The sequence below is a fragment of the Cupriavidus sp. 09_S30 genome (assembly GCF_056930435.1).
Genome location: NZ_JBXOWI010000001.1, coordinates 3152052 through 3171370, shown reverse-complemented (window position 1 = coordinate 3171370; position 19319 = coordinate 3152052). Strand labels below are relative to the sequence as shown.

Genomic DNA, 19319 nt, shown 5'->3' with positions numbered 1-19319 from the left:
CGGTTTTGAAGAAAAAGGAAGCAGAAGTATGCCGTATCGAGCTGAACAGCCAGTCGGCGGGGGGCTTGCCACGTGGTGCCGCGTCAGCGCCTTCGGGCGCATAGGGCAGAGGCCAGGCGGCAGGCGCGGCCCGGCGGTTCCAACTTATGCTAAGGATAATGTGCCTGCCCGGCCGCATGTGTTTCTAGCGCCGAGAGAAATATTACAGATGTTTACGCGGTGCTCACGGGTGTAATCTGCAGAAACAAAAGCGGCCGCATGTGCGTTCCAGTCTGATTATCATCTGCTTATGCGAGCCAACCAGCCTATCCAGATCCTTGTCGTCGACGACGATCCCGAATTGCGTGACCTGCTGCGCGAATATCTTAGCCAGCAGGGATTCGCCGTGTCCGTGCTGCACGATGGGGAAGGCCTGCCGGCCCGCCTCGAGCGCGAGCGGCCGGCACTCATCGTGCTGGACCTGATGATGCCCAAGACCGACGGCCTGACCGCGCTGCGCAACCTGCGCGCGAAGAACGATGATATCCCGGTCATCCTGCTGACTGCACGCAGCGACGAGATCGACCGCATCGTCGGGCTGGAGATCGGCGCCGACGACTACCTCGGCAAGCCGTTCTCGCCACGCGAGCTGCTGGCCCGCATCAATGCGGTGCTGCGCCGCAAGCTGCCCCGGGCCGCCGCAGCGCCTGAAGACCGCGAGGCGATCAGCTTCGGGCCCTTCCGCGTCAATTTCCGCCAGCGCTCGCTGGCGCGCAGCGGCAGCGAGGTCGCGATCAGCGACACCGAGTTCGCCCTGCTCAAGTTGTTGCTGATGCACCCGCTCGAGGTCTTGTCGCGCGAGCGCATCGTCGAACTGATGTACGGCACCGCCAGCGGCATCAGCGACCGCGGCATCGATGTGCAGATCTGGCGCCTGCGCCGCCTGCTCGACGAGGATGCACAGCGTCCGCGCTATATCCAGACGGTGCGCGGACGCGGCTATACCTTCGTCCCGGACGAGGCCGATCCCGGCGCGCGATGAAGCTACGCATCGATACGCTTTTCGGTCGCATGGCCCTGCTGATCGCGGCCGTGCTGGTGGTCAGTCACTTTTCCTGGCTGGCGATCCTGCGCCTGGACCGCCGCCAGCAGCAGGTGGACTATTCCGTCGAGCAGATGCTGTTCCAGCTCACCAGCATCGAACGCGCGCTCGACGCCAGGCCGCCGGCGCCCTTGCCGAGCCTGGTCGAGGTCGCTAATTCGACCAGCGCCGTCGAGCACGCGACGGTACCCAAGGGCGGCCGCTCGCGCCGGCTGGTGGAGCAGTTCTCGCGGCGGCTGCCGCCGGGTACCGAGCTGCGCGTGGAAGACGACAGCACGCCGCGGCTGTGGATCAAGCTGCCGACGCGCCATGACTGGATCGCCATGCCCATGCTGTGGGTGGTCAACCCGCCGCCCGACAATCGGCTGGTGCCTGGCGTGATCCTGGTGGTCGGCGTCGCCATCCTGTTCGCGCTGATCGTCGCCTGGCAGATCCAGCGCCCGGTGCGCGACATGGCCGCGGCGGCGGCGCAGCTCGCGCGCCAGCAGGCGGTGCCGCCGCTGCGCGAGCGCGGTCCCCATGAACTGCGCCAGCTGATCGTGCGCTTCAACGGCATGATGTCCGACCTGGCGCGCATCGACCAGGAGCGCAACACCATGCTGGCGGGCATCGCCCATGACCTGAAGACGCCGCTGGCGCGTCTGCGCCTGCGTGCCGAGATGCTGTCTGACCCGAAGGCTGCGGCCGGCGTCACGCGCGACGTCGAGTCGATGTCGGCCATCGTCGAGCAGTTCCTGACCTTCGCCCAGAGCGGCGAGCCTACCGCGCGGCCGGTGCCGGTGGACAAGCGCATGCACGAGCTGGCGGCTTCGCTGGCCGAGCAGGACCGCCCCGTCGAGCTGGCGCTGGGCGCCGGCGAGGGCTTCCGCATGATCGCCACCCAGCTCGACCGCATCGTCGGCAACCTGGTCGACAACGCTTATGCCTACGGCATGCCGCCAGTGCGCATCGTCACCCAGCGCCAGGCCGATGGCTGGCACCTGCTGGTGGAAGACCAGGGGCCGGGTATCCCGGCCGAGGCGATGGAACGGGTCACGCTGCCCTTCGTGCGGCTCGACCCCGCGCGCGGGGGCAATGCCCACTCCGGGCTGGGCCTGGCCATCGTCGACCGCCTGGTGCGGCAGGGTGGCGGCAGGCTGGCGCTGCGCAACCTGCCCGAGGGCGGGTTGCGGGTGGAGATGGTGTTTCCGTTTGCGCAGGTGGCGCAGGCGGCTTGAGTGGGTGCTAGTGGCTTCGTCTTGGCGTTGGCGTGCTGGACAACACCGACGGCTTCGTTGTACGTGGCGCCTTGCTAGACCACCCCTCACCCCGGCCCTCTCCCCATGAGGGGAGAGGGGGTCAAGACACTATGCTTGGCCAGCGGCGTTGGAGCATCTTGTCGGCTTCGGCTAGCGCGTTGATTCGGCTAGCGCGTTGAGATTCGCGCCGCGCTGGTTTGCTCCCCTCTCCCGCTCGCGGGAGAGGGGGTGGGGGTGAGGGCAGGCGCTTGCAAACGGCGACGTGCTGGATAACACCGACGGCTTCGTCTTTGCCTCGGCGTGCTGGATCACACCGACGGCTTCGTTTGTACGTGGTGCCTTGCTAGACCACCCCTCTCCCCAACCCTCTCCCCATGAGGGGAGAGGGAGCCAGGACACTATGCTTGGCCAGCGGCGTTGGCGCATCCTTGTTGGATTCGGCAAGCGCGATGGGCTTCGCTACGCGCCGGTGTGCTCCCCTCTCCCGCTTGCGGGAGAGGGGCCGGGGGAGAGGGCAGGCGCTTGCGAACGGCGGCGTGCTGGATCACACCATCGACTTCGTCTTTGCGTCGACGCGCTGGACCACACCGACGGCTTCGTCTTTACGTGGTGCCTTGCTAGACCACCCCTCTCCCCAACCCTCTCCCCATGAGGGGAGAGGGAGCCAAGACACTATGCTTGGCGATTGATCTTGGCGCATCCTGCCGGCTTCGGCAAGCGCGCTGGGTTTCGCCCCGCGCTGGTGTGCTCCCCTCTCCCGCTTGCGGGAGAGGGGCCGGGGGAGAGGGCAGGCGCCGGCCGATGCGATGGCGCGTCAATCAGTGCTCGAGCGTGCAAGCCAGCCGGGCTCCAACCTGCCGCCCCTCAGTGCGCCTTCTTCTTCTCCCCGATCCGGCTTTCCTTGCCGGCCAGCAGCTTGGCAATGTTCTGGCGGTGGCGTGCGATCAGCAGCACCGCAATGGCGAGCACGGCGCCGGCCATGACGTCGACGCCAAACATCATCACGTAGAAGACGGGCGCGAAGATGGCCGCGATCAGTGCCGCCAGCGAAGAGTAGCGGAAGAAGAAGGCGATGATCAGCCAGGTTGCCAGCGTGCCGGCGCCCAGCAGGGGATGGATGGCGAACAGGATGCCGGCCGCAGTGGCCACGCCCTTGCCCCCGGCGAAGCGGAAGAAGACGGGGAACAGGTGGCCGAGGAAGACCGCCGCAGCCACCATGGCGAAGCCGGTGTCGTCGACGCCGTAGGCCGGGCCGAATTTCTGCGCCAGCCAAACCGCCACCCAACCCTTGAGGGCGTCGCCCAGCAGGGTCAGCACGGCCGCCTTCTTGCTGCCGGAGCGCAGCACATTGGTGGCACCGGGGTTGCCGGAGCCGTAGGTGTGCGGGTCGGGCAGTCCCATCGCCTTGCTGACGACGACGGCAAAGGAGATCGAACCGATCAGGTAGGCGGCGAGGGCGAAGAGCAGATTGGCCATGTGGGGGAGTGTGTTCTGAAGCTGGCGCGATTGTAGCGCGGCGGGGAGGGCGGCATGGCGGGTGCCGCCTTGGTGACTTCCCCTATTTTTTCCGGCGGCGCGGGCGCACGGCCGCCGTCAGCTGTCCTGCAGCGCGCATTGCACCGGCTTGGCCTCCAGCAGCGCGGTCAGCGCCGCGGGTGCCAGGCTGACGAGGTAGCCGCGCTTGCCGCCATTGATGTAGATCCGCTCGAGCGCCAGCACGCTGGACTCGACATAGACCGGCATGCGCTTGCGCGTGCCGAAGGGCGAGGTGCCGCCCACCAGGTAGCCGCTATGGCGCTGCGCCACCTCCGGCTTGCAGGGCTGCACGCTCTTGCAGCCGATCTGGCGCGCCAGGTTCTTGGTCGAGACCGAGCAGTCGCCGTGCATCAGCACGACCAGCGGCTGGGCGCGCTCGTCTTCCATGATCAGCGTCTTGACCACCTGATGCTCGGGCACGCCGAGCTGGCGCGCCGATTCGGTGGTGCCACCGTGATCGACATATTCGTAAGGGTGTTCGCCGAAGTCGATGCGGTGCTTGCGCAGCAACTGCGTGGCTGGCGTTTCGGATACGTGTTTGTTCTTGCTCATGATGGCGCGGCTTGCCCGATGCCGTGAAGGATACACGAGGCCGGGCCTGCGCTGCCGGCCCCGGCCGGCAGCCGGGGCGCCGGCTCAGTCCTCGGCGACGAAGCCGGAGGCCTCGACGATAGGCTTCCAGGCCGCGCGTTCCACCTTGATGCGGCGCAGGGCCTCTGCGCCCGGCTTGGCGTCCACCTCCAGGCCCAGCGTTTCCAGCTTGGCCGCGGTGCTGGTGTTGCCCGAGGCGGCGATGAACATCTTGCCCACGCCTGCCACCACGTCCGGCGGCGTGCCCGCGGGCAGGAAGGCGCCGTACCAGCTGGTGGCGAATTCGAACTGGTCGAAGCCCTGCTCCTTGAGCGTGGGCACTTCGGGCAGCGCCTTCGCGCGCCGCGTGCCGCTGACGCCGAGGAAGCGCAGCTTGCCGCCCTTGTACAGCTGCATCATGCTGGCCACCGCATCCCAGCCGATCGACACATTGCCGCCCACCACGTCCACCAGCATCGGCGAGGCGCCGCGATAGGCGACCGGCGTGATCTGCGCGCCGGTCGCCTTGCCCAGCGCGACCGCGCCGAGGTGGCCGGCGCTGCCGATGGTCGCCAGGCCCAGGCTGGCGCGGGACGGGTTCTGCTTGGCCCAGGCGATGTACTCCTTCATGTCCTTGTACGGCTGGTGCACGCCCGCGGCCACCACCGTCGGTACTTCGGTCAGCAGCGCGGCCGGCACCAGGTCCTTGTCCGCGTCGTAGGACAGCTTGCGGTAGGTCAGCGGAAAGATGGTGAACAGCGGCGATGGGCCGATGAAGATGGTCTTGCCATCGGGCTTGGCGCGCTTGACGTAGTCCAGCGCAAGCCGCGCGGACGCGCCGGGCCGGTTCTCGACGATGACCGTGCCATGGCCGTCCTGGCGCAGCTGCTCGGCATAGATGCGCGCGAGACTGTCGGCGGCGCCGCCCGGCGCGTAGCCGACGATGATGCGCGTGGGCACCTCGTCCTCGGCGGCCGCCGGGCGCGGCAGGGCGATGGCGGCGGCACAGGCGGACAGCGCGAAGGCTTGGATCAGGAATCGGCGGCGGATGGCGTCGGTCTTCATCATGGTGGGGGCGGTGGTGCGGTGGCGGGTCGGGTGATGGCAGCGCGGCGTTCAGGCGGGCCAGCGCGCGAGCAGGTCGTGGGTGGATTCGAACAGCGCGGCGGCGCGCAGCAATGCGGCATCGCCGCGCAGGCGGCCCACGAGCTGCAGGCCCACGGGCAGGCCATCGTCGCCGAAGCCACAGGGCAGGCTGATGGCCGGGTGGCCGGTCATATTGAAGGGCATGGTCCAGGGGAACCAGTGCGCGCGCACGTTCTCGCAGGCACGGCCGTCGATGTCGATGGTGCCGAACAGGTCCTGCCCGATCGGCAGCGCGGTGCGCATCAGCGTGGGCATGGCGAGCAGGTCGGCGCGTTCCAGCAGCGCCTGCACGCGCAGGAACAGCGCGGAGCGTTCGAACATGGCCTGCTGGTACTGCACGCCGCTGAACTGCGCGGCCGACTCGATCTGCCGCTTGAAGGTATCGCTGAGCTGCTCGCCGTGTGCAGCCACGATGGGCGCAAAGCGCGTGCGCCAGACCGTATGGTTGATCGCGCGCCAGATCGGTTCGACGTCGAAGCCCTCGCCGGAGAACGGCTCCAGCTCGGCGCCGAGCGCGGCGAGCTTGTGCAGGCTGGCCTCGAAGGCGCGTGCCACGTCCGCCGCGACCGGCCGTCCCGGCGGTGCCAGGCAATACAGCACGCGGCGGCCGCTCAGGTCGCCCTCGGCGCGCGCGGCGCCGACGTAGTCTGGCTTGGGCACGCCGACCGACCACGGATCGCAGCCGTGCTCGCCCGCCATGACCTGCATCATCAGGCCGGTGTCGGCCACCGTGCGCGTGGTCGGCGTGACATAGGTCTGGTTGCCGAACAGGTCCTGTGCCTGGCTGTGGGGGATGACGCCCAGGCTCTGCTTGATGCCGACCACGCCGTTGCAGGCCGCCGGAATGCGCGTCGAGCCGCCGCCATCGGTGGCCACCGCCAGCGGCGCGATGCCGCTGGCCACGGCGACCGCCGCGCCGCCGCTGGAACCGCCGCTGGTGCGCTCGGCGCTCCAGGCATTGCGGGTGCGGCCGAACAACGGTGAATCGGTCAGGCATTTCGAGCCGAACTCGGGCGTGGTGGTCTTGCCGATCAGGATGGCGCCCTGCTCGCGCAGCCGCGCCACCGACACGGCATCCTGGGCGGGCACGTTGTGCTGGTGAGAGATGGCGCCGAAGGTGGTGCGCACGCCCTGTGTGTTCACGATGTCCTTGACCGTGAACGGAATGCCGTGCAGCAGGCCGAGCGGCTGGCCGGACATGACGGCCTGCTCCGCGGCGCGGGCGGCGTCCATGGCCTGCTCCGCGCAGAGCGTGATGAAGCAGTTCAGTTCCGGCTGCAGCCGGGTCGCGCGCGCCAGCACGGCCTCGGTCAGTTCGACGGGCGACAGTTCGCGGCGTGCGATCCGCCCGCGCAGCTCGGTGGCGGGCAAGAGGCAGGGGTCCTCGTGCATCGAGGGGTCTCCGAAGGCAGAGGGATGGCAATCCGGCGCCGGCGTGGTCCAGCCAGGGCAGGCCATGTGTTCTATGGCGTGCCCATGCCGTCAGCATCCCTGGTTGGTTGATGCCTTTATATTGTTCTTTGGATCCAGAATCCAGTGTTCGGGTCTATAGTAGACCTGCGTACCGGCCTTGTAAACTGCGTGCATCCACGGGGCGGCGATCCCGCGCAAGCAGGGACAGGGCAGCAGACGCACAGGGAGAACACAGGAGAAGAGGGGGAAATGGCGGAAACGTTCGAGTGGCAGAGCCGGGTACGCCTGGTCGAGGAGGTCGCGCAGGTATTGCGCGAGCGCATCTACCGCGGCGTCTATCCGCCCGGCAAGCCGCTGCGCCAGGTCGAGATCTCGGAAGACCTCAAGATCAGCCGCACGCCCTTGCGCGAGGCATTGCGCCTGCTAGAGCGCGAGGGCCTGGTCAGCGCCGAGACGGCGCGCGGCGTCAACGTCGTCAGTGCCGATTTCAAGCAACTGATGGATGCCTACGCGCTGCGTGAAATGATCGATGGCCTGGCTGCCCGCCTGGCCGCGCAGCGCCTGGGCGGGCAGGCCGGCGCGCCCTTGCGCGCCATCGTCGCGCGCCAGCGCGAGAGTCTCGCACCCTGGCAGCCGGAAACCTACACGGCGGCAAACGTCGAGTTCCATGCCGCCATCATCGGACTGGCGGACAACGAATACCTGGCGCGCCAGGTGCCCATCGTCCACATGACCTCGCAAGTCTTCGCGCCGCGCGTGCTGTTTGCGCAGGACCGCGCGCGCGCCGCCATCGACGAGCACCTGCGCATCGTGGAGGCGATCGAGAGCGGAGATGGCGAACAGGCCGAGCGACTGGCCCGCGAGCACATCCGCAATTCGACGGCGCGGCTGCGTGCCCTGGGCCTGCAGCCGGCCGGCGAGGCAGGAAGCGGCGCGGACTAGCCGCGCGGATGGTGGTGCTGGTGCAGTTCGCGCAGCCGTTCGCGCGCCACGTGGGTGTAGATCTGCGTGGTGGAGATGTCGGCGTGGCCCAGCAGCAGCTGCACGACGCGCAGGTCGGCGCCATGGTTGAGCAGATGGGTGGCGAAGGCATGGCGCAGCGTGTGCGGTGACAGCGGGGCGTGGATGCCGGCCTCGCGCGCGTGGCGCTTGATCAGGTGCCAGAAGGTCTGGCGCGTCATGCCCTCGCCGCGCTGGGTGACGAAGAGCGCGTCGCAGGCACGGCCGGCCAGCAGCGCGGGGCGCGCCTCGGCCAGGTAGCGGCGCAACCAGTCGCCCGCCTGCGCGCCGAAGGGCACCAGGCGCTCCTTATTGCCCTTGCCGCCCACCACGCGCGTCACGCCCTCATTCAAGCCGATCTCCACCGTCTTCATCTGCGTCAGCTCGGACACGCGCAGTCCGCTGGCATACATCAGCTCCAGCATGGTGCGGTCACGCAGGCCGAGCGGGGTGGCGGTGTCGGGGGCCTCGAGCAGGGCGTCGACCTGCGCCTCGCTCAAGGTCTTCGGAAAACGCGGCGGCTGCTTGGCCGGGCGCAGCAGCAGGCAGGGGTCGGTTTCGATCAGGTGCTCGCGCAGCGCCCAGCGGAAGAAACGCTTGAACACCGTGAGCCGGCGGTTGGCCGAGGAGGCCAGCGTTGTATGGTGCCGCGCGGAGAAGTAGGCGGCGAGCACCGTATCGTCGACGCCGGCCAGCGCGCCAGCGCCGGTGTGGTGCAGCCAGCGCGCCAGCAGGGTCAGGTCGCGGCGGTAGGCGTCGATGGTATTGCGCGAGAGTCCGTCCTCCAGCCACAGCGCGTCGCAGAAGCGCTCGATCAGCGCCAGGTCGGCGGGGGCGGCCTCGACCGCGGCCAGCACCTCGCCCAGGTCACGCATATTGCTCATAGCAGCAGCACGCCTTCGTGAACCAGCAGCCAGTGCTTGACGTCCAGCAGGTAGCCGTCCGAGTGGTGGGCGAAGCCGCCCAGTCCTTGCCGGCTGACCACGCGGTGGCAGGGGATGACGATGGGCAGGTTGTTGTCGCCGCAGGCCTGGCCGACCGCGCGCGGCTCGCTGTCGAGCTGCCTGGCGATGTCGCCGTAGGTGGTCACGGCGCCGCGCGGCACCGCGCAGATGGCTTCCCACACGCGCTGGCGGAAGACCGTGCCGTGGATCGCCAGCGGCAGGTCGAAGGAGGCGTCGGGGTCGGCGTAGTAGGCGTCGAGCTGCGCGGCCAGCAGGCGCACCAGCGGTGCCGTGCTGTCCCGCACCGGCGTGTCGGGCGGCAGGTACACGATCTCGTGGATGCGGGTCTCGTCCACGCGCACGCCGACCTTGCCGAAGGGAGCAGGCAAGACGGCGTCGAAGCGGGCAGGCAGGGCGGCTGGCATGCGGGAATTCTAGTGCCTTTAGGCAGGGGGCGGGCACCCGGTGCCTAAAGGGGTAACACAGAGGGCAATACAGAGGGCAACAAAAAGGGGCCTCCGCGCGGAGGCCCCAAGAGGCGGCCGCGTCCCGTCAGGAGGCGGCCCAGGCCGGACTTATCGCTCCAGCCTTACTGCTTCACTTACTGTTCCAGCTTGATGTTCTGCACCTTCACCAGGTTCTTCATCTTGTCGTATTCCTTCTTGATCTCGGCAGCGTGCTGCGCGGGCGTGTTGCCCGAGGGCTCGGCGCCGGCGGCGCGCAGGCGTTCCTGCAGGCCCTTGTCCTGCAGTGCCTTGACGGCCGCGTCGTGCAGCTTGTTGATGATGTCGTCAGGCGTGCCGGCCGGTGCGACCAGGCCGTACCAGGCCGGATCGTTGGGCTCCTTCAGGCCCATCTCGGCAAAGGTCGGCACGTCGGGCATCGACTCGAGGCGCTTGTTCCAGGCCACCACGATCGGGCGCAGCTTGCCGGACTTGATGAAGGGCATGGACGACGGCAGGTTGTCCATCATGATGGGCACCTGGCCGCCGATCACGTCGTTCAGCGCGGGGCCGGCGCCACGGTAGGGCACGTGCACGATGAAGGTCTTGGTCGAGACCTTGAACTGCTCGCCCAGCATGTGGCCGAAGCCGCAGGTGCCCGAGGAGGCGTACGAATACTTGCCCGGGTTCGCCTTCAGCACGGCCAGGAATTCCTTGTAGTTCTTGGCCGGGAAGTTCGGGTTGACCGCGATCACGTTGGCCACGTTAGCCAGGTTGGTGATGGGCTTGAAGTCCTTGATGGGGTCGAACGGCAAGCGCGGGTTGCAGGCCGGGTTGACCGCCATCGTCGACACGGTCGAGATGCCGATGGTGTAGCCGTCGGGAGCAGCCTTGGCGATGGCGTCGGCGCCGATCGAGCCGCCGCCGCCGGCGCGGTTTTCCACGACCACCGGCTGGCCCAGGATGCGGCTCATCTGGTCGGCAGCGCCGCGGCCGACGATGTCGGTGGTGCCGCCCGGCGCGAAGGGAATGATCAGCCGGATCGGCTTGGTCGGAAAGCCTTGTGCCTGGGCAAAGCTTGCCGAGGCGGCCAGCGTCAGGGCCAGTGCGATTTTGCTGTGCTGCATTTGCATGAGATCGTGTCTCCCGTCTGAAAACCGGGCCAGGATCAGGCCCGGGGTGTGAAAACCGGCGCGCCGCGCTCGCAGGTGGCGGGCGCTGCGCCGGCGGTGTCTGTGCAGGCCGCGGGCTCCCGGGGTGGCCGGCCGGCGGCGTTAGCCGCCCAGCAGGCCGCGCTTGAGTTCGCGGTCCATCGGGTTGTTGCCCAGGTAGGTCCGCAGGACGGCCTCATAGAAGTCTTCGCCCGGGATCGGGCGCCCGCGCGGCGTACCGTTGATCGCCACCACCATGCCGTTGTCGGGTGTGAAGTCCAGGTCGATCACGTCACCCTTGTGCGCGGTGCCGACCTGGTTCATGGTCCGTGAGAACTGTGTCAGGCGGTCATTCAGCTTCTGCATCTGCGTTTCGCTGAAATTGCCGCGCAGCCCCTTGTTCAGCGCCTTGATGAAGGCATCCGGCTCCACTTCGCGCAGCGGGCGGATCTGCAGGCGCTTGGGACCGCCGGCGCCGAGCACCACGGCGGCGTTGCGTGCCCTTTCGGGCAGGTAGAGGGCGGCGACATAGCCCTTGAGCAAAAAGCCCGAGCGCAATCCAGCGCCGTTGAGCTGCAGCGTCTTGCCGCCGACGCGGGCGGCGTCGTCCAGCCGCAGGCCCTCGATGGTGTCTGCGCCCGCGCCGGGCGCAAGCAGGCCCAGTGCCGCGCCGGCGCAGAGCGCGGCAAGCAGGCGGCGGCTGGAGCGCAGCGGCTTGGAGGGGGTGCTACCGGACAACATTGCGACGAAAACGGTACGACAAGGCGTGCCATGCTGCCGGAAATCTGGAACAATACCTATCCGTATCTGCCCTAGGGCGCACATTCCGCAACAACGTTTCGAAACAGCGGCTGTGCGCTCCCCTGCCGGGCCTGCCCAGGTCCGCACGGCCGCCCACGGCCGACCTATAAGAACAAGGCCGACATGTCTTCCGCGTTGCTGCTGCTGCCCGACTTCAGCCTGATCCTGATCGGATGGCTGCTGGTGCGCTACACCTCCTTCGATCGCGTCTTCTGGTCCGGCGTCGAGCGCCTGGTCTATTTCGTGCTGTTTCCCGCGCTGCTGCTGCAATCCACGAACAGCGCGGAGTTCGATTTCTCCTCGACCTCGGCCATGCTGGGCCTGGCTGTGCTCACCTTGGGTTTCGGCATAGTGGCCGGCTATGGCGTCAAATGGGTGCTGCGTCCGGAGCCGCTCAGCTTCGCCTCCGGCCTGCAGACGGCCTTCCGCTTCAATTCGTATATCGGGCTGGCGCTGGCGTCGCGGTTGGGCGGCAGTTCCGGGCTGGCAATGATGGCGCTGATGGTGGGTTGCACCGTGCCGCTGTGCAATGTCGCTGCGGTGTGGGCACTGGCCCGCCAAGGCGAATCGCGGCTGCTCCGCGAACTGGCGCGCAATCCGCTGATCCTCGCCACGGCCGGCGGCCTGGCCACGAACCTGCTCGGCCTGCACGCCCCTGAGGTGCTGGCGACGACCTTGAACCGGTTGGGCTCGGCCTCCACCGCACTCGGCCTGATCGCGGTCGGCGCAGGCCTGCAGTTGCGCGCCGCTAATGGTTCCGTGGGCCCGATGGCGTGGTGGACCGCGGTCAAGCTGCTGGCCATGCCCTGTTTCGCGTGGCTGCTCGGCCGCCACCTGCCGCTGACCGATCTGCAGTTGCAGATCGTGGTGCTTTATGCTGCGCTGCCGACCGCGTCGAGCTGCTACATCCTGGCCGTGCGCATGGGCGGCAACGGTCCGATGGTGGCGGCCACCATCTCGGCGATGACGGTCGGCGCCATCTTCACGATGCCGTTCTGGCTGGCGCTGGTCAGTTAGTCCGCTGAATCATTGAAATGGGAGGTGAAGGACATGCCGTGCGGGAATCAGCGCTAGGCGCAAAGCGCAGCAATAGCACGGCTATTGCGAGCATTTGCAACGACGCGATGAGCCCGCATGGCATGGCAGGCACCGACCGATTTCAGTGATTCAGTGGACTACGGGGCTGCGCCGGGCGCGTTGCCGTCCTGCGCCAGCGCCCAGTCGATATGTTCGCGCACCAGCGGCGTGGCGCTTTCCCTGCGCGCCGCCAGCGCCGCGCGGATGCGTGCCGCCAGCGCGGGATCGGCCGTCTGCGCTGCCGCGGTGGCCGCGCGCAGGCTGTTGCCCAGTCCCACCGCCAGATTGCGGAGCCAGCGCTCATGCCCGATGCGCCGGATCGGGCTGCCCTCGAGCCTGCGGTTGAACTCGGCCTCGCTCCATCCGAACAGCTCGACCATGTCGGGCGCGTCGAAGCCGTTGCGCACGTCGAAGTCGGGCAGGGTGGCGCGCTGCGCGAACTTGTTCCACGGGCAGGCGAGCTGGCAGTCGTCGCAGCCATAGACGCGGTTGCCCATGGGCGCGCGCAGCGGTTCGGGGATCGCGCCCTTGTGTTCGATGGTCAGGTAGGAGATGCAGCGGCGCGCGTCCAGGCGGTAGGGGGCCAGGATGGCCTGGGTCGGGCAGATGTCGATGCAGCGCCGGCATTGGCCGCAGTGCCCGGGCTCGGGCGGGTCGGCAGGCAGGGGGATGTCGACCAGGATCTCGCCCAGGAAGAACATCGAGCCCGCGGCGCGGTCGAGCAGCAGCGTATGCTTGCCGCGCCAGCCCAGTCCGCCGTTGCCTGCCAGCGCCACCTCCATCACCGGCGCCGAGTCCGTGAAGACGCGGTAGCCAAAGGGGCCGATGGCGGCCTCGATGCGGCTGGCCAGTTGCTGCAGGCGGCTGCGCAGGACCTTGTGGTAGTCCCGGCCGCGCGCGTAGAGGGAGATCACGGCGGTGGACGGGTCGTCCAGCCGGTCAAGTTCCTGGCGGCGCCAGCCCTCGCCGGTGGCGGCCGGCAGGTAGGGCATGCGCGCGACGATGGCGCGCACCGTGCCGGGCACCAGTTCCGCCGGACGCGCGCGCCTGGGGCCGTGGTTCGCCATATAATCCATGTCGCCGTGAAAGCCTTGTGCCAGCCACGCCAGCAGCCCGGCTTCGGCGTGGCTGAGATCGACGTCGGCGATGCGCACGGCGTCGAAGCCCAGTTCGGCGCCCCAGCCGCGGATGTCGCGGACAAGCGTCTCCAGCCCGCCGGCGCCGGCGCGCTCCGGCGGGGCGTCCTGGCTGCCGCGGAGTGCCGCCGGCGTGCCAGCGGCGCATGAGGAAGAGGCGGCTGGCGCTTCTGCGACTCGGTCGATCATCCCTGAATTGTACGCAATGCCCCTGCTTGAAGAACGCATTCTGCCCCTGCCCGACGAGGCAGCCACCGCCGCGCTGGGCAGCGCGCTCGCGCAAGCGGCGCGCGCGCTGCCTGCCCAGGCCATCCACGTGCAGCTTTCCGGCGACCTCGGCGCGGGCAAGACCACGCTCTCGCGCGCCATCCTGCGCGCGCTGGGTCACGCGGGCAAGGTGCGCAGTCCCACCTATACCCTGTGCGAGCCCTATCACGTGGCGCGCGCCGACGGCTCGCCGCTGACGGTCTACCACTTTGACCTGTACCGGTTCGCCGATCCGGAGGAATGGATCGATGCCGGCTTCCGCGACTGCTTCGCCGAACCGGCGCTGAGCCTGGTCGAATGGCCCGAGAAGGCAGGCCGCCTGCTCGGGGAACCAGACCTGCACCTGTTGCTTCAAACGGACACGACGGCGGCCGATGTGGCGGCCGAGGGCCGCGTCGCCGTGCTGCGCGCCTATACTCCCACTGGACTTACCTTGCTGAACGCATGCTGATCAAGCGACTCGCCACCGACCGACCCGATGGACCTGACGGCCTGCTGCTGGCCCGCCGCAAATGGATGGCGCAATGCCTGAAGGCGGGTGCCGGCACGGTGGTGCTGACGCTGGCCGGTCCGCAGATCGCGCGCGGCGCCGGCATCGTGGCCGTGCGCATGTGGCCGGCCGAGGACTACACGCGTGTCACCATCGAGTCCGATGCGCCGCTGGCCGCCACACACACGATGGTCCACAACCCGGACCGCCTGGTGGTGGACGTCGATGGTCTCGACCTCTCGCCCACGCTGCGCGAACTGGTGGCGAAGGTTACCCCGAACGACCCCTATATCCAGAGCGTGCGCGTCGGCCAGAACCGGCCGCGCGTGGTCCGGCTGGTATTCGACCTGAAGGAAGACGTCTCGCCGCAGGTGTTTACGCTGGCGCCGATCGGCAACTACCGCAACCGCCTGGTGTTCGACCTGTACCCGGTCAACCCGCCCGACCCGCTGTGGAAGCTGGTGCGGGAGACCGAGGACAAGCAGCGCCGCTTCGCCGAGACCCCGCCGCAGCAGGGCGCGGACGGCGTGGCGGGTTCCAGCGCCGGCGCCGAGGAAGACGCGATCGGCGCCCTGGTGCGGCGCTTCGACGAGAAAGGCCCGGCCGTGCCGCCGCTGCCGCCGCTGGCAGCGGCCAGGACCAAGCCGCTCCTGCCTACACCCGCGCCTGCGCCCGCCGCACCGGCGGCGCCCGTGACACCGCCCCCGGTGGCCCAGGCCAATATCCCGTCCGAGCGCCCCTTCAAGATGCGCCGGCTGCTGACCGTGGCGATCGATCCAGGCCATGGCGGCGAGGATCCCGGTGCCATCGGCGCGGCGGGCTCGCGCGAGAAGGACGTGGTGCTGCAGATCGCACAGCGCCTGCGCGCGAAGATCGATGCCCAGCCCAATATGCGCGCCATGATGACGCGCGATGCCGACTTCTTCGTCCCGCTCAACGTGCGCGTGCAGAAGGCCCGCCGCGTGCAGGCCGACCTGTTCGTGTCCATCCACGCCGACGCCTTCCTGTCGCCCGAAGCGCGCGGCGCCTCGGTGTTCGCGCTGTCCGAGCGCGGCGCGTCGAGCACCGCGGCACGCTGGCTGGCCAACAAGGAGAATTCATCCGACCTGATCGGCGGCGCCAACATGGGCAACAAGGACGCCCAGGTCGCGCGCGTGCTGCTGGACTTGTCGACCACGGCGCAGATCAATGACAGCCTCCAGCTCGGCAAGGCGGTGCTGTCGGAGATCGGCGGTGTCAACCGGCTGCACAAGGGCAGCGTGGAGCAGGCGGCATTCGCTGTGCTGAAGGCGCCGGATATCCCGTCTATCCTGGTCGAGACCGCCTTCATCAGCAATCCGGAGGAAGAGCGCAAGCTCAATGACGACAGCCACCAGGAGCAGCTTGCCAATGCCATCCTGCGCGGTATTCGCGGGTATTTTTCGCGTAATCCGCCGTTGTCGAAGAATCCGTCGGTATAAGCGGGAGAGGGGCGCACACCGGCTGGCGCGAGGCCCATCGCGCCAGCCGAAGCCGAAAGGATGTGCCAAGACCAATCGCCAAGCATAGTGTCTTGACCCCCTCTCCCCTCATGGGGAGAGGGCCGGGGTGAGGGGTGGTCTAGCAAGGCGCCACGAACAACGAAGCCCGCGGTGTGGTCCAGCACGCCGACGCAAAGACGAAGCCGTCGGTGTTATCCAGCACGTCGCCGTTTGCAAGCGCCTGCCCTCACCCCCGGCCCCTCTCCCGCAAGCGAGAGAGGGGAGCAAACCGCCGCACTTGCCGAAGCCACCGCTCGCACCCCAACCCGTCACGCCCGCGCCGGCGCAGCACCCTTAACCTGATCCCGGTCCGCATAGCGCGCCGCAATCACCGAGCAGACAATCAATTGAAGCTGGTGGTACACCATCAGCGGCAGCACCAACAGGCCCAGCGCAGGATGGCCGGCGAACAGGATCTTGGCCATCGGGATGCCGTTGGCCAGGCTCTTCTTCGAGCCGCAGAAGACCGCCGTGATCTCGTCCTCGACCGAGAAACCGAGGCGGCGCGCGGTGAAGGTGGTGGCGCCGAGGATCACGAACAGCAGCACCGCCGCCAGCGCCATCACGCTGCCGATCGTCTGCCAGTGATACTTGTGCCAGAGGCCGGCGGCCGTCGCGTCGCAGAACGAGGAATAGACGATCAGCACGATCACGCCGCGGTCGATCTTGTTGGTGATCTGCTTCTTCTTGGCCAGCCAGTTGCCGATCAGCGGCCGCGCGAGCTGTCCCAGCGCGAACGGCAGCAGCAGTTGCAGCGCCACGCCCATCAGCGCCTTGCCCAGCGGCATCGAGGCGCCGCTGGCGCTGATCACCAGGCCCATCAGCAGGGGCGTGACCAGCATGCCGATCAGGCCGGAGATGGTGGCGTTGAAGATGGCGCCAGGCACATTGCCGTGGGCCATCGACGTCATCGCCACCGAGGACGACACGGTCGACGGCAGCGCGCACAGGTAGAAGACGCCGAGCAGCAGCTCGGGCGGCAGCGCCTTGCCGAGGCCCAGCATCAAGGCCAGGCCGATGATGGGGAAGACCACGTAGGTGAAGCTCTGCACGAACAGATGCAGGCGCCAGTGGCGCGCGCCGGCCACCAGCTTGTCGCGCGACAAGGCCGCGCCGTGCAGGAAGAAGACCAGTGCCACGCCGAGGTTGGTGACCAGGCCCAGGTGCAGCGGGCCGTCGCCGGTGCCGATCTCGGGCGCCAGCAGCGCGATGCCGATGGCGGTCAGCATCACCAGGATGAAGCCATCGATCAGGTCGTACAGTTTCTTGAAGGGCAGAAGCAGCGTGGACATTGGGACTGGGGCGGCAATGAGAGTTTGGCTGGTATTGGACGCCATCGATGTCTAGAATGCAAATTCATTTATCTAATCAATTGATGCGCTGAACGTATGAATTACACGCTGCGCCAGTTGCGCGTCTTCCTGGCAGTGGCCGCTCACGGCAGTTTCAGCCGCGCGGCCGATGCGGTGGGCCTGACCCAGCCCGCGGTCAGCCGCGGCGTGGCGGAGTTGGAGGAGGTGTTGGGCGTCCGCCTGCTCGACCGCACCACGCGCGAGGTCGTGCTGACCGACGCCGGCCTGGCACTGGTGCCGGCACTCGAACGCCTGCTGGGCCAGCTCGACGACACGCTGGAAGAGACGCGGCAGCTGGGCGAGCGCTATCGCGGGCGGGTGGTGATTGCCAGCGCGCCCACCATCTCGGCGCGCCTGATGCCGCTCTATGTGGCGGAATGTGCGCGCCAGTTCCCCGAGATCCGCTTGTCGGTGCGCGACAACGTCCAGGCCGGCGGTCTCGAGCAGATCCGCGCAGGTGCCGTGGACTTCGGTGTGCTGGTCGATCCGCAGGCGCGCGAGGGCCTGACCATCGAGCCGCTGGCGACCGATCCCTTCTGTTTTGTCTGTCGGCGCGACCATCCGCTGGCGCAGGCGGCCACCGTGCCCTGGAGCGCGCTGGATGGCGTGCCGCTGGCATTGCTCGATTTCGCCTCGGGCAGCCGGCCCCTGATCGACCGTATTCTGGCGCGGCATGGCGTCGTGCCGCAGGTGGTGCAGGAACTGGGCCACTCGGCCAGCGTGTTCGGCATGGTCGAGGCTGGCATCGGCGCCTCGGTGCTGCCTTCCCTGTCACTGCCGCTGCCCGAGGCCTCGCCCCTGGTGTGGCGCCCGCTGGTGCCAAGGGAGGAGCGCAGCATCGTCATGGTGCGCCGCGAGGACCGCTCGCTGTCGCCCGCGGCGGCGGCGGTGTGGCAGATGGTGCACACGCTGCCGTTGCCGGCCGATGCCGGTGCGGGTTGAGGCGGAAAGCGGCGGCGCCGGCGGATTGTCCTGCGGAGGCTGTGGCCCTGTTTCAGCACTGTCCCAGGTGGCAGTCACTTGATGTGATGCGCATCTAGATGAAAGATGGCGTCAAACCTGATTCTGGGGGCGAGAATGCGAACGACGGTCACGATTGACGACGAACTCTACGCACTGGCGCTGGAGTTGGCCGATCCCTCGATGGACAAGGCGGACCTATTCCGTGAGGCCCTCCGGACCTTCGTGCGGGTGCAGGCGGCCAGGCGCCTGGCCGCCCTGGGTGGCACGATGCCGGACATGCCCGATGTGCCGCGGCGCCGTGACACGCCGATTGCGCGATGATCGCGGGCGCTGGGAGCGTACCCGCTCCCTGCCGGCTTGAAGCCGGCTAGCGCACCACCGCAGTAACCATCACCGCCTCCAGCGCGAAGCTGCCATCGGGCTCGACCTGATAGTGGCGGCTCACCTCGGCCGGAGCCAACTGCCACAGATGGCGGATGGCCTCGACCGCCACCGGCGCCGTGCGCATGCGCTTGACCCAGCTGTCGAACTCGATCTCGATGCGCCAGAGCGGTGACAGCGTGGCCTCGAAGCCCGCCTCAGCGAACATTTCCAGCCAGGCCGGGCCGGTGTAGTCGCGCACATGCGAGGGGTCGCGCAGCAGTTCGACCGACTGCAGCCAGGTATCGCACAGCGGGTCCACCGAGCCGGCGATGTCGATCAGCACCACCTTGCCGCGCGGTGCCAGCACCCGGCGCACCTCGCGCAGCGCGGCTGGCACGTCGCGCCAGTGGTGGGCGCTCATGCGGGAGATCACCGCGTCGAAGGCCGCGTTCTCGAACGGCAGTACCTCCGCCGCGCCGTGGCGGGTCTGCACATTGGCCAGGCCGCGGTCGCGCGCGGCCTGTTCCACCACGCGCAACATGTCCTCGGACAGGTCGTAAGCCGTCACTTCGGCGGCAACCGGCGCCGCGGCGAAGCTGGCGTGGCCGGCGCCACAGCCCAGGTCGAGCACGCGCGGCTGCGCCAGCGTGGCCAGCTCGGCGGCCAGGCGGGGCAGGTCCGGGCCCTGGGCGTGGACGGCGCTGGTGAGATAGGCGCTGGCGGTGGCGCCGAACTGCGAGGCGACGAGTTCTTGTTGTTGCATGGTCGGTTCCTGGGTGGGGTTGGGCGTGGAGCGTCGTGCGCCGCGCCGCCGGTCTTGCTGCCGGCA

The 19319-nt window shown here is 68.4% G+C and carries 19 protein-coding genes; 8 read left to right on the top strand and 11 right to left on the bottom strand.

What is annotated here, in order from left to right:
- Nucleotides 1-289 precede the first annotated feature (289 nt).
- On the top strand, nucleotides 290-1021 hold the full coding sequence (locus AC1Z3O_RS14890; RefSeq protein WP_483516471.1) for a response regulator: 732 nt from the start codon (nucleotides 290-292) through the stop codon (nucleotides 1019-1021).
- A complete protein-coding gene (locus AC1Z3O_RS14885; RefSeq protein ID WP_483516470.1) occupies nucleotides 1018-2298 on the top strand; it encodes an ATP-binding protein in 1281 nt (426 codons plus the stop codon). Before AC1Z3O_RS14890 ends, AC1Z3O_RS14885 begins: the two co-directional genes overlap by 4 nt.
- A gap of 885 nt (nucleotides 2299-3183) precedes the next feature.
- Here the strand turns inward: AC1Z3O_RS14885 and plsY are convergent.
- The 4 genes from plsY to AC1Z3O_RS14865 all read right to left on the bottom strand — a co-directional run bounded on the left by plsY (nucleotide 3184) and on the right by AC1Z3O_RS14865 (nucleotide 6963).
- Entirely contained in the window at nucleotides 3184-3795 is a 612-nt protein-coding gene (gene plsY / locus AC1Z3O_RS14880) for a glycerol-3-phosphate 1-O-acyltransferase PlsY (protein WP_483516469.1), read from the bottom strand.
- Between the two features lie 117 nt (nucleotides 3796-3912).
- Nucleotides 3913-4407, bottom strand: a complete 495-nt coding sequence (gene ybaK, locus AC1Z3O_RS14875) for a Cys-tRNA(Pro) deacylase (protein WP_483516468.1) — start codon at nucleotides 4405-4407, stop codon at nucleotides 3913-3915.
- Nucleotides 4408-4491: 84 nt separating this feature from the next.
- Nucleotides 4492-5493 (bottom strand): Bug family tripartite tricarboxylate transporter substrate binding protein, encoded by a 1002-nt coding sequence (locus tag AC1Z3O_RS14870; protein ID WP_483516467.1) that lies wholly within the window; start codon nucleotides 5491-5493, stop codon nucleotides 4492-4494.
- A gap of 48 nt (nucleotides 5494-5541) precedes the next feature.
- Complete coding sequence (locus AC1Z3O_RS14865; protein ID WP_483516466.1) at nucleotides 5542-6963, bottom strand: amidase; 1422 nt, start codon at nucleotides 6961-6963, stop codon at nucleotides 5542-5544.
- A gap of 270 nt (nucleotides 6964-7233) precedes the next feature.
- Here AC1Z3O_RS14865 and AC1Z3O_RS14860 point away from each other — a divergent pair, with 270 nt between their 5' ends.
- Complete coding sequence (locus AC1Z3O_RS14860) at nucleotides 7234-7926, top strand: GntR family transcriptional regulator (RefSeq protein ID WP_483516465.1); 693 nt, start codon at nucleotides 7234-7236, stop codon at nucleotides 7924-7926.
- On the opposite strand, the gene xerD is transcribed toward AC1Z3O_RS14860, so the two are convergent.
- From xerD to AC1Z3O_RS14840, 4 genes are all read right to left on the bottom strand, one after another.
- Nucleotides 7923-8858: a site-specific tyrosine recombinase XerD gene (xerD, locus tag AC1Z3O_RS14855; RefSeq protein ID WP_483517614.1), complete on the bottom strand. Its 936-nt coding sequence runs from the start codon at nucleotides 8856-8858 to the stop codon at nucleotides 7923-7925. The genes AC1Z3O_RS14860 and xerD overlap by 4 nt on opposite strands.
- 5 nt (nucleotides 8859-8863) lie before the next feature.
- A complete protein-coding gene (locus tag AC1Z3O_RS14850; protein WP_483516464.1) occupies nucleotides 8864-9352 on the bottom strand; it encodes a methylated-DNA--[protein]-cysteine S-methyltransferase in 489 nt (162 codons plus the stop codon).
- 176 nt (nucleotides 9353-9528) lie between these two features.
- Complete coding sequence (locus tag AC1Z3O_RS14845; protein WP_483516463.1) at nucleotides 9529-10497, bottom strand: tripartite tricarboxylate transporter substrate binding protein BugE; 969 nt, start codon at nucleotides 10495-10497, stop codon at nucleotides 9529-9531.
- Nucleotides 10498-10644: 147 nt separating this feature from the next.
- Entirely contained in the window at nucleotides 10645-11262 is a 618-nt protein-coding gene (locus AC1Z3O_RS14840) for a chalcone isomerase family protein (protein ID WP_483516462.1), read from the bottom strand.
- Between the two features lie 183 nt (nucleotides 11263-11445).
- Here AC1Z3O_RS14840 and AC1Z3O_RS14835 point away from each other — a divergent pair, with 183 nt between their 5' ends.
- A complete protein-coding gene (locus AC1Z3O_RS14835; protein WP_483516461.1) occupies nucleotides 11446-12339 on the top strand; it encodes an AEC family transporter in 894 nt (297 codons plus the stop codon).
- Nucleotides 12340-12497: 158 nt separating this feature from the next.
- On the opposite strand, the gene queG is transcribed toward AC1Z3O_RS14835, so the two are convergent.
- Nucleotides 12498-13724, bottom strand: a complete 1227-nt coding sequence (queG, locus tag AC1Z3O_RS14830) for a tRNA epoxyqueuosine(34) reductase QueG (RefSeq protein WP_483516460.1) — start codon at nucleotides 13722-13724, stop codon at nucleotides 12498-12500.
- Between the two features lie 16 nt (nucleotides 13725-13740).
- On the opposite strand from queG, the gene tsaE reads away from it, so the two are divergent.
- The gene (tsaE, locus tag AC1Z3O_RS14825) at nucleotides 13741-14253 is read left to right on the top strand and encodes a tRNA (adenosine(37)-N6)-threonylcarbamoyltransferase complex ATPase subunit type 1 TsaE (protein ID WP_483516459.1); all 513 of its coding nucleotides are present in this window, start codon (nucleotides 13741-13743) and stop codon (nucleotides 14251-14253) included.
- On the top strand, nucleotides 14247-15752 hold the full coding sequence (locus AC1Z3O_RS14820; RefSeq protein ID WP_483516458.1) for an N-acetylmuramoyl-L-alanine amidase: 1506 nt from the start codon (nucleotides 14247-14249) through the stop codon (nucleotides 15750-15752). The genes tsaE and AC1Z3O_RS14820 overlap by 7 nt, the downstream gene beginning before the upstream one ends.
- Before the next feature lie 329 nt (nucleotides 15753-16081).
- On the opposite strand, the gene AC1Z3O_RS14815 is transcribed toward AC1Z3O_RS14820, so the two are convergent.
- On the bottom strand, nucleotides 16082-17104 hold the full coding sequence (locus AC1Z3O_RS14815; RefSeq protein ID WP_483516457.1) for a bile acid:sodium symporter family protein: 1023 nt from the start codon (nucleotides 17102-17104) through the stop codon (nucleotides 16082-16084).
- A 96-nt stretch (nucleotides 17105-17200) separates the two neighbouring features.
- Between AC1Z3O_RS14815 and AC1Z3O_RS14810 the strand changes: the two genes are divergently transcribed.
- Nucleotides 17201-18106 (top strand): LysR family transcriptional regulator, encoded by a 906-nt coding sequence (locus tag AC1Z3O_RS14810; RefSeq protein ID WP_483516456.1) that lies wholly within the window; start codon nucleotides 17201-17203, stop codon nucleotides 18104-18106.
- Nucleotides 18107-18241: 135 nt separating this feature from the next.
- Nucleotides 18242-18448: a type II toxin-antitoxin system VapB family antitoxin gene (locus AC1Z3O_RS14805; protein ID WP_483516455.1), complete on the top strand. Its 207-nt coding sequence runs from the start codon at nucleotides 18242-18244 to the stop codon at nucleotides 18446-18448.
- Nucleotides 18449-18494: 46 nt separating this feature from the next.
- Here AC1Z3O_RS14805 and AC1Z3O_RS14800 read toward each other — a convergent pair whose 3' ends face one another.
- Complete coding sequence (locus tag AC1Z3O_RS14800) at nucleotides 18495-19253, bottom strand: class I SAM-dependent methyltransferase (protein ID WP_483516454.1); 759 nt, start codon at nucleotides 19251-19253, stop codon at nucleotides 18495-18497.
- Nucleotides 19254-19319: the final 66 nt, after the last annotated feature.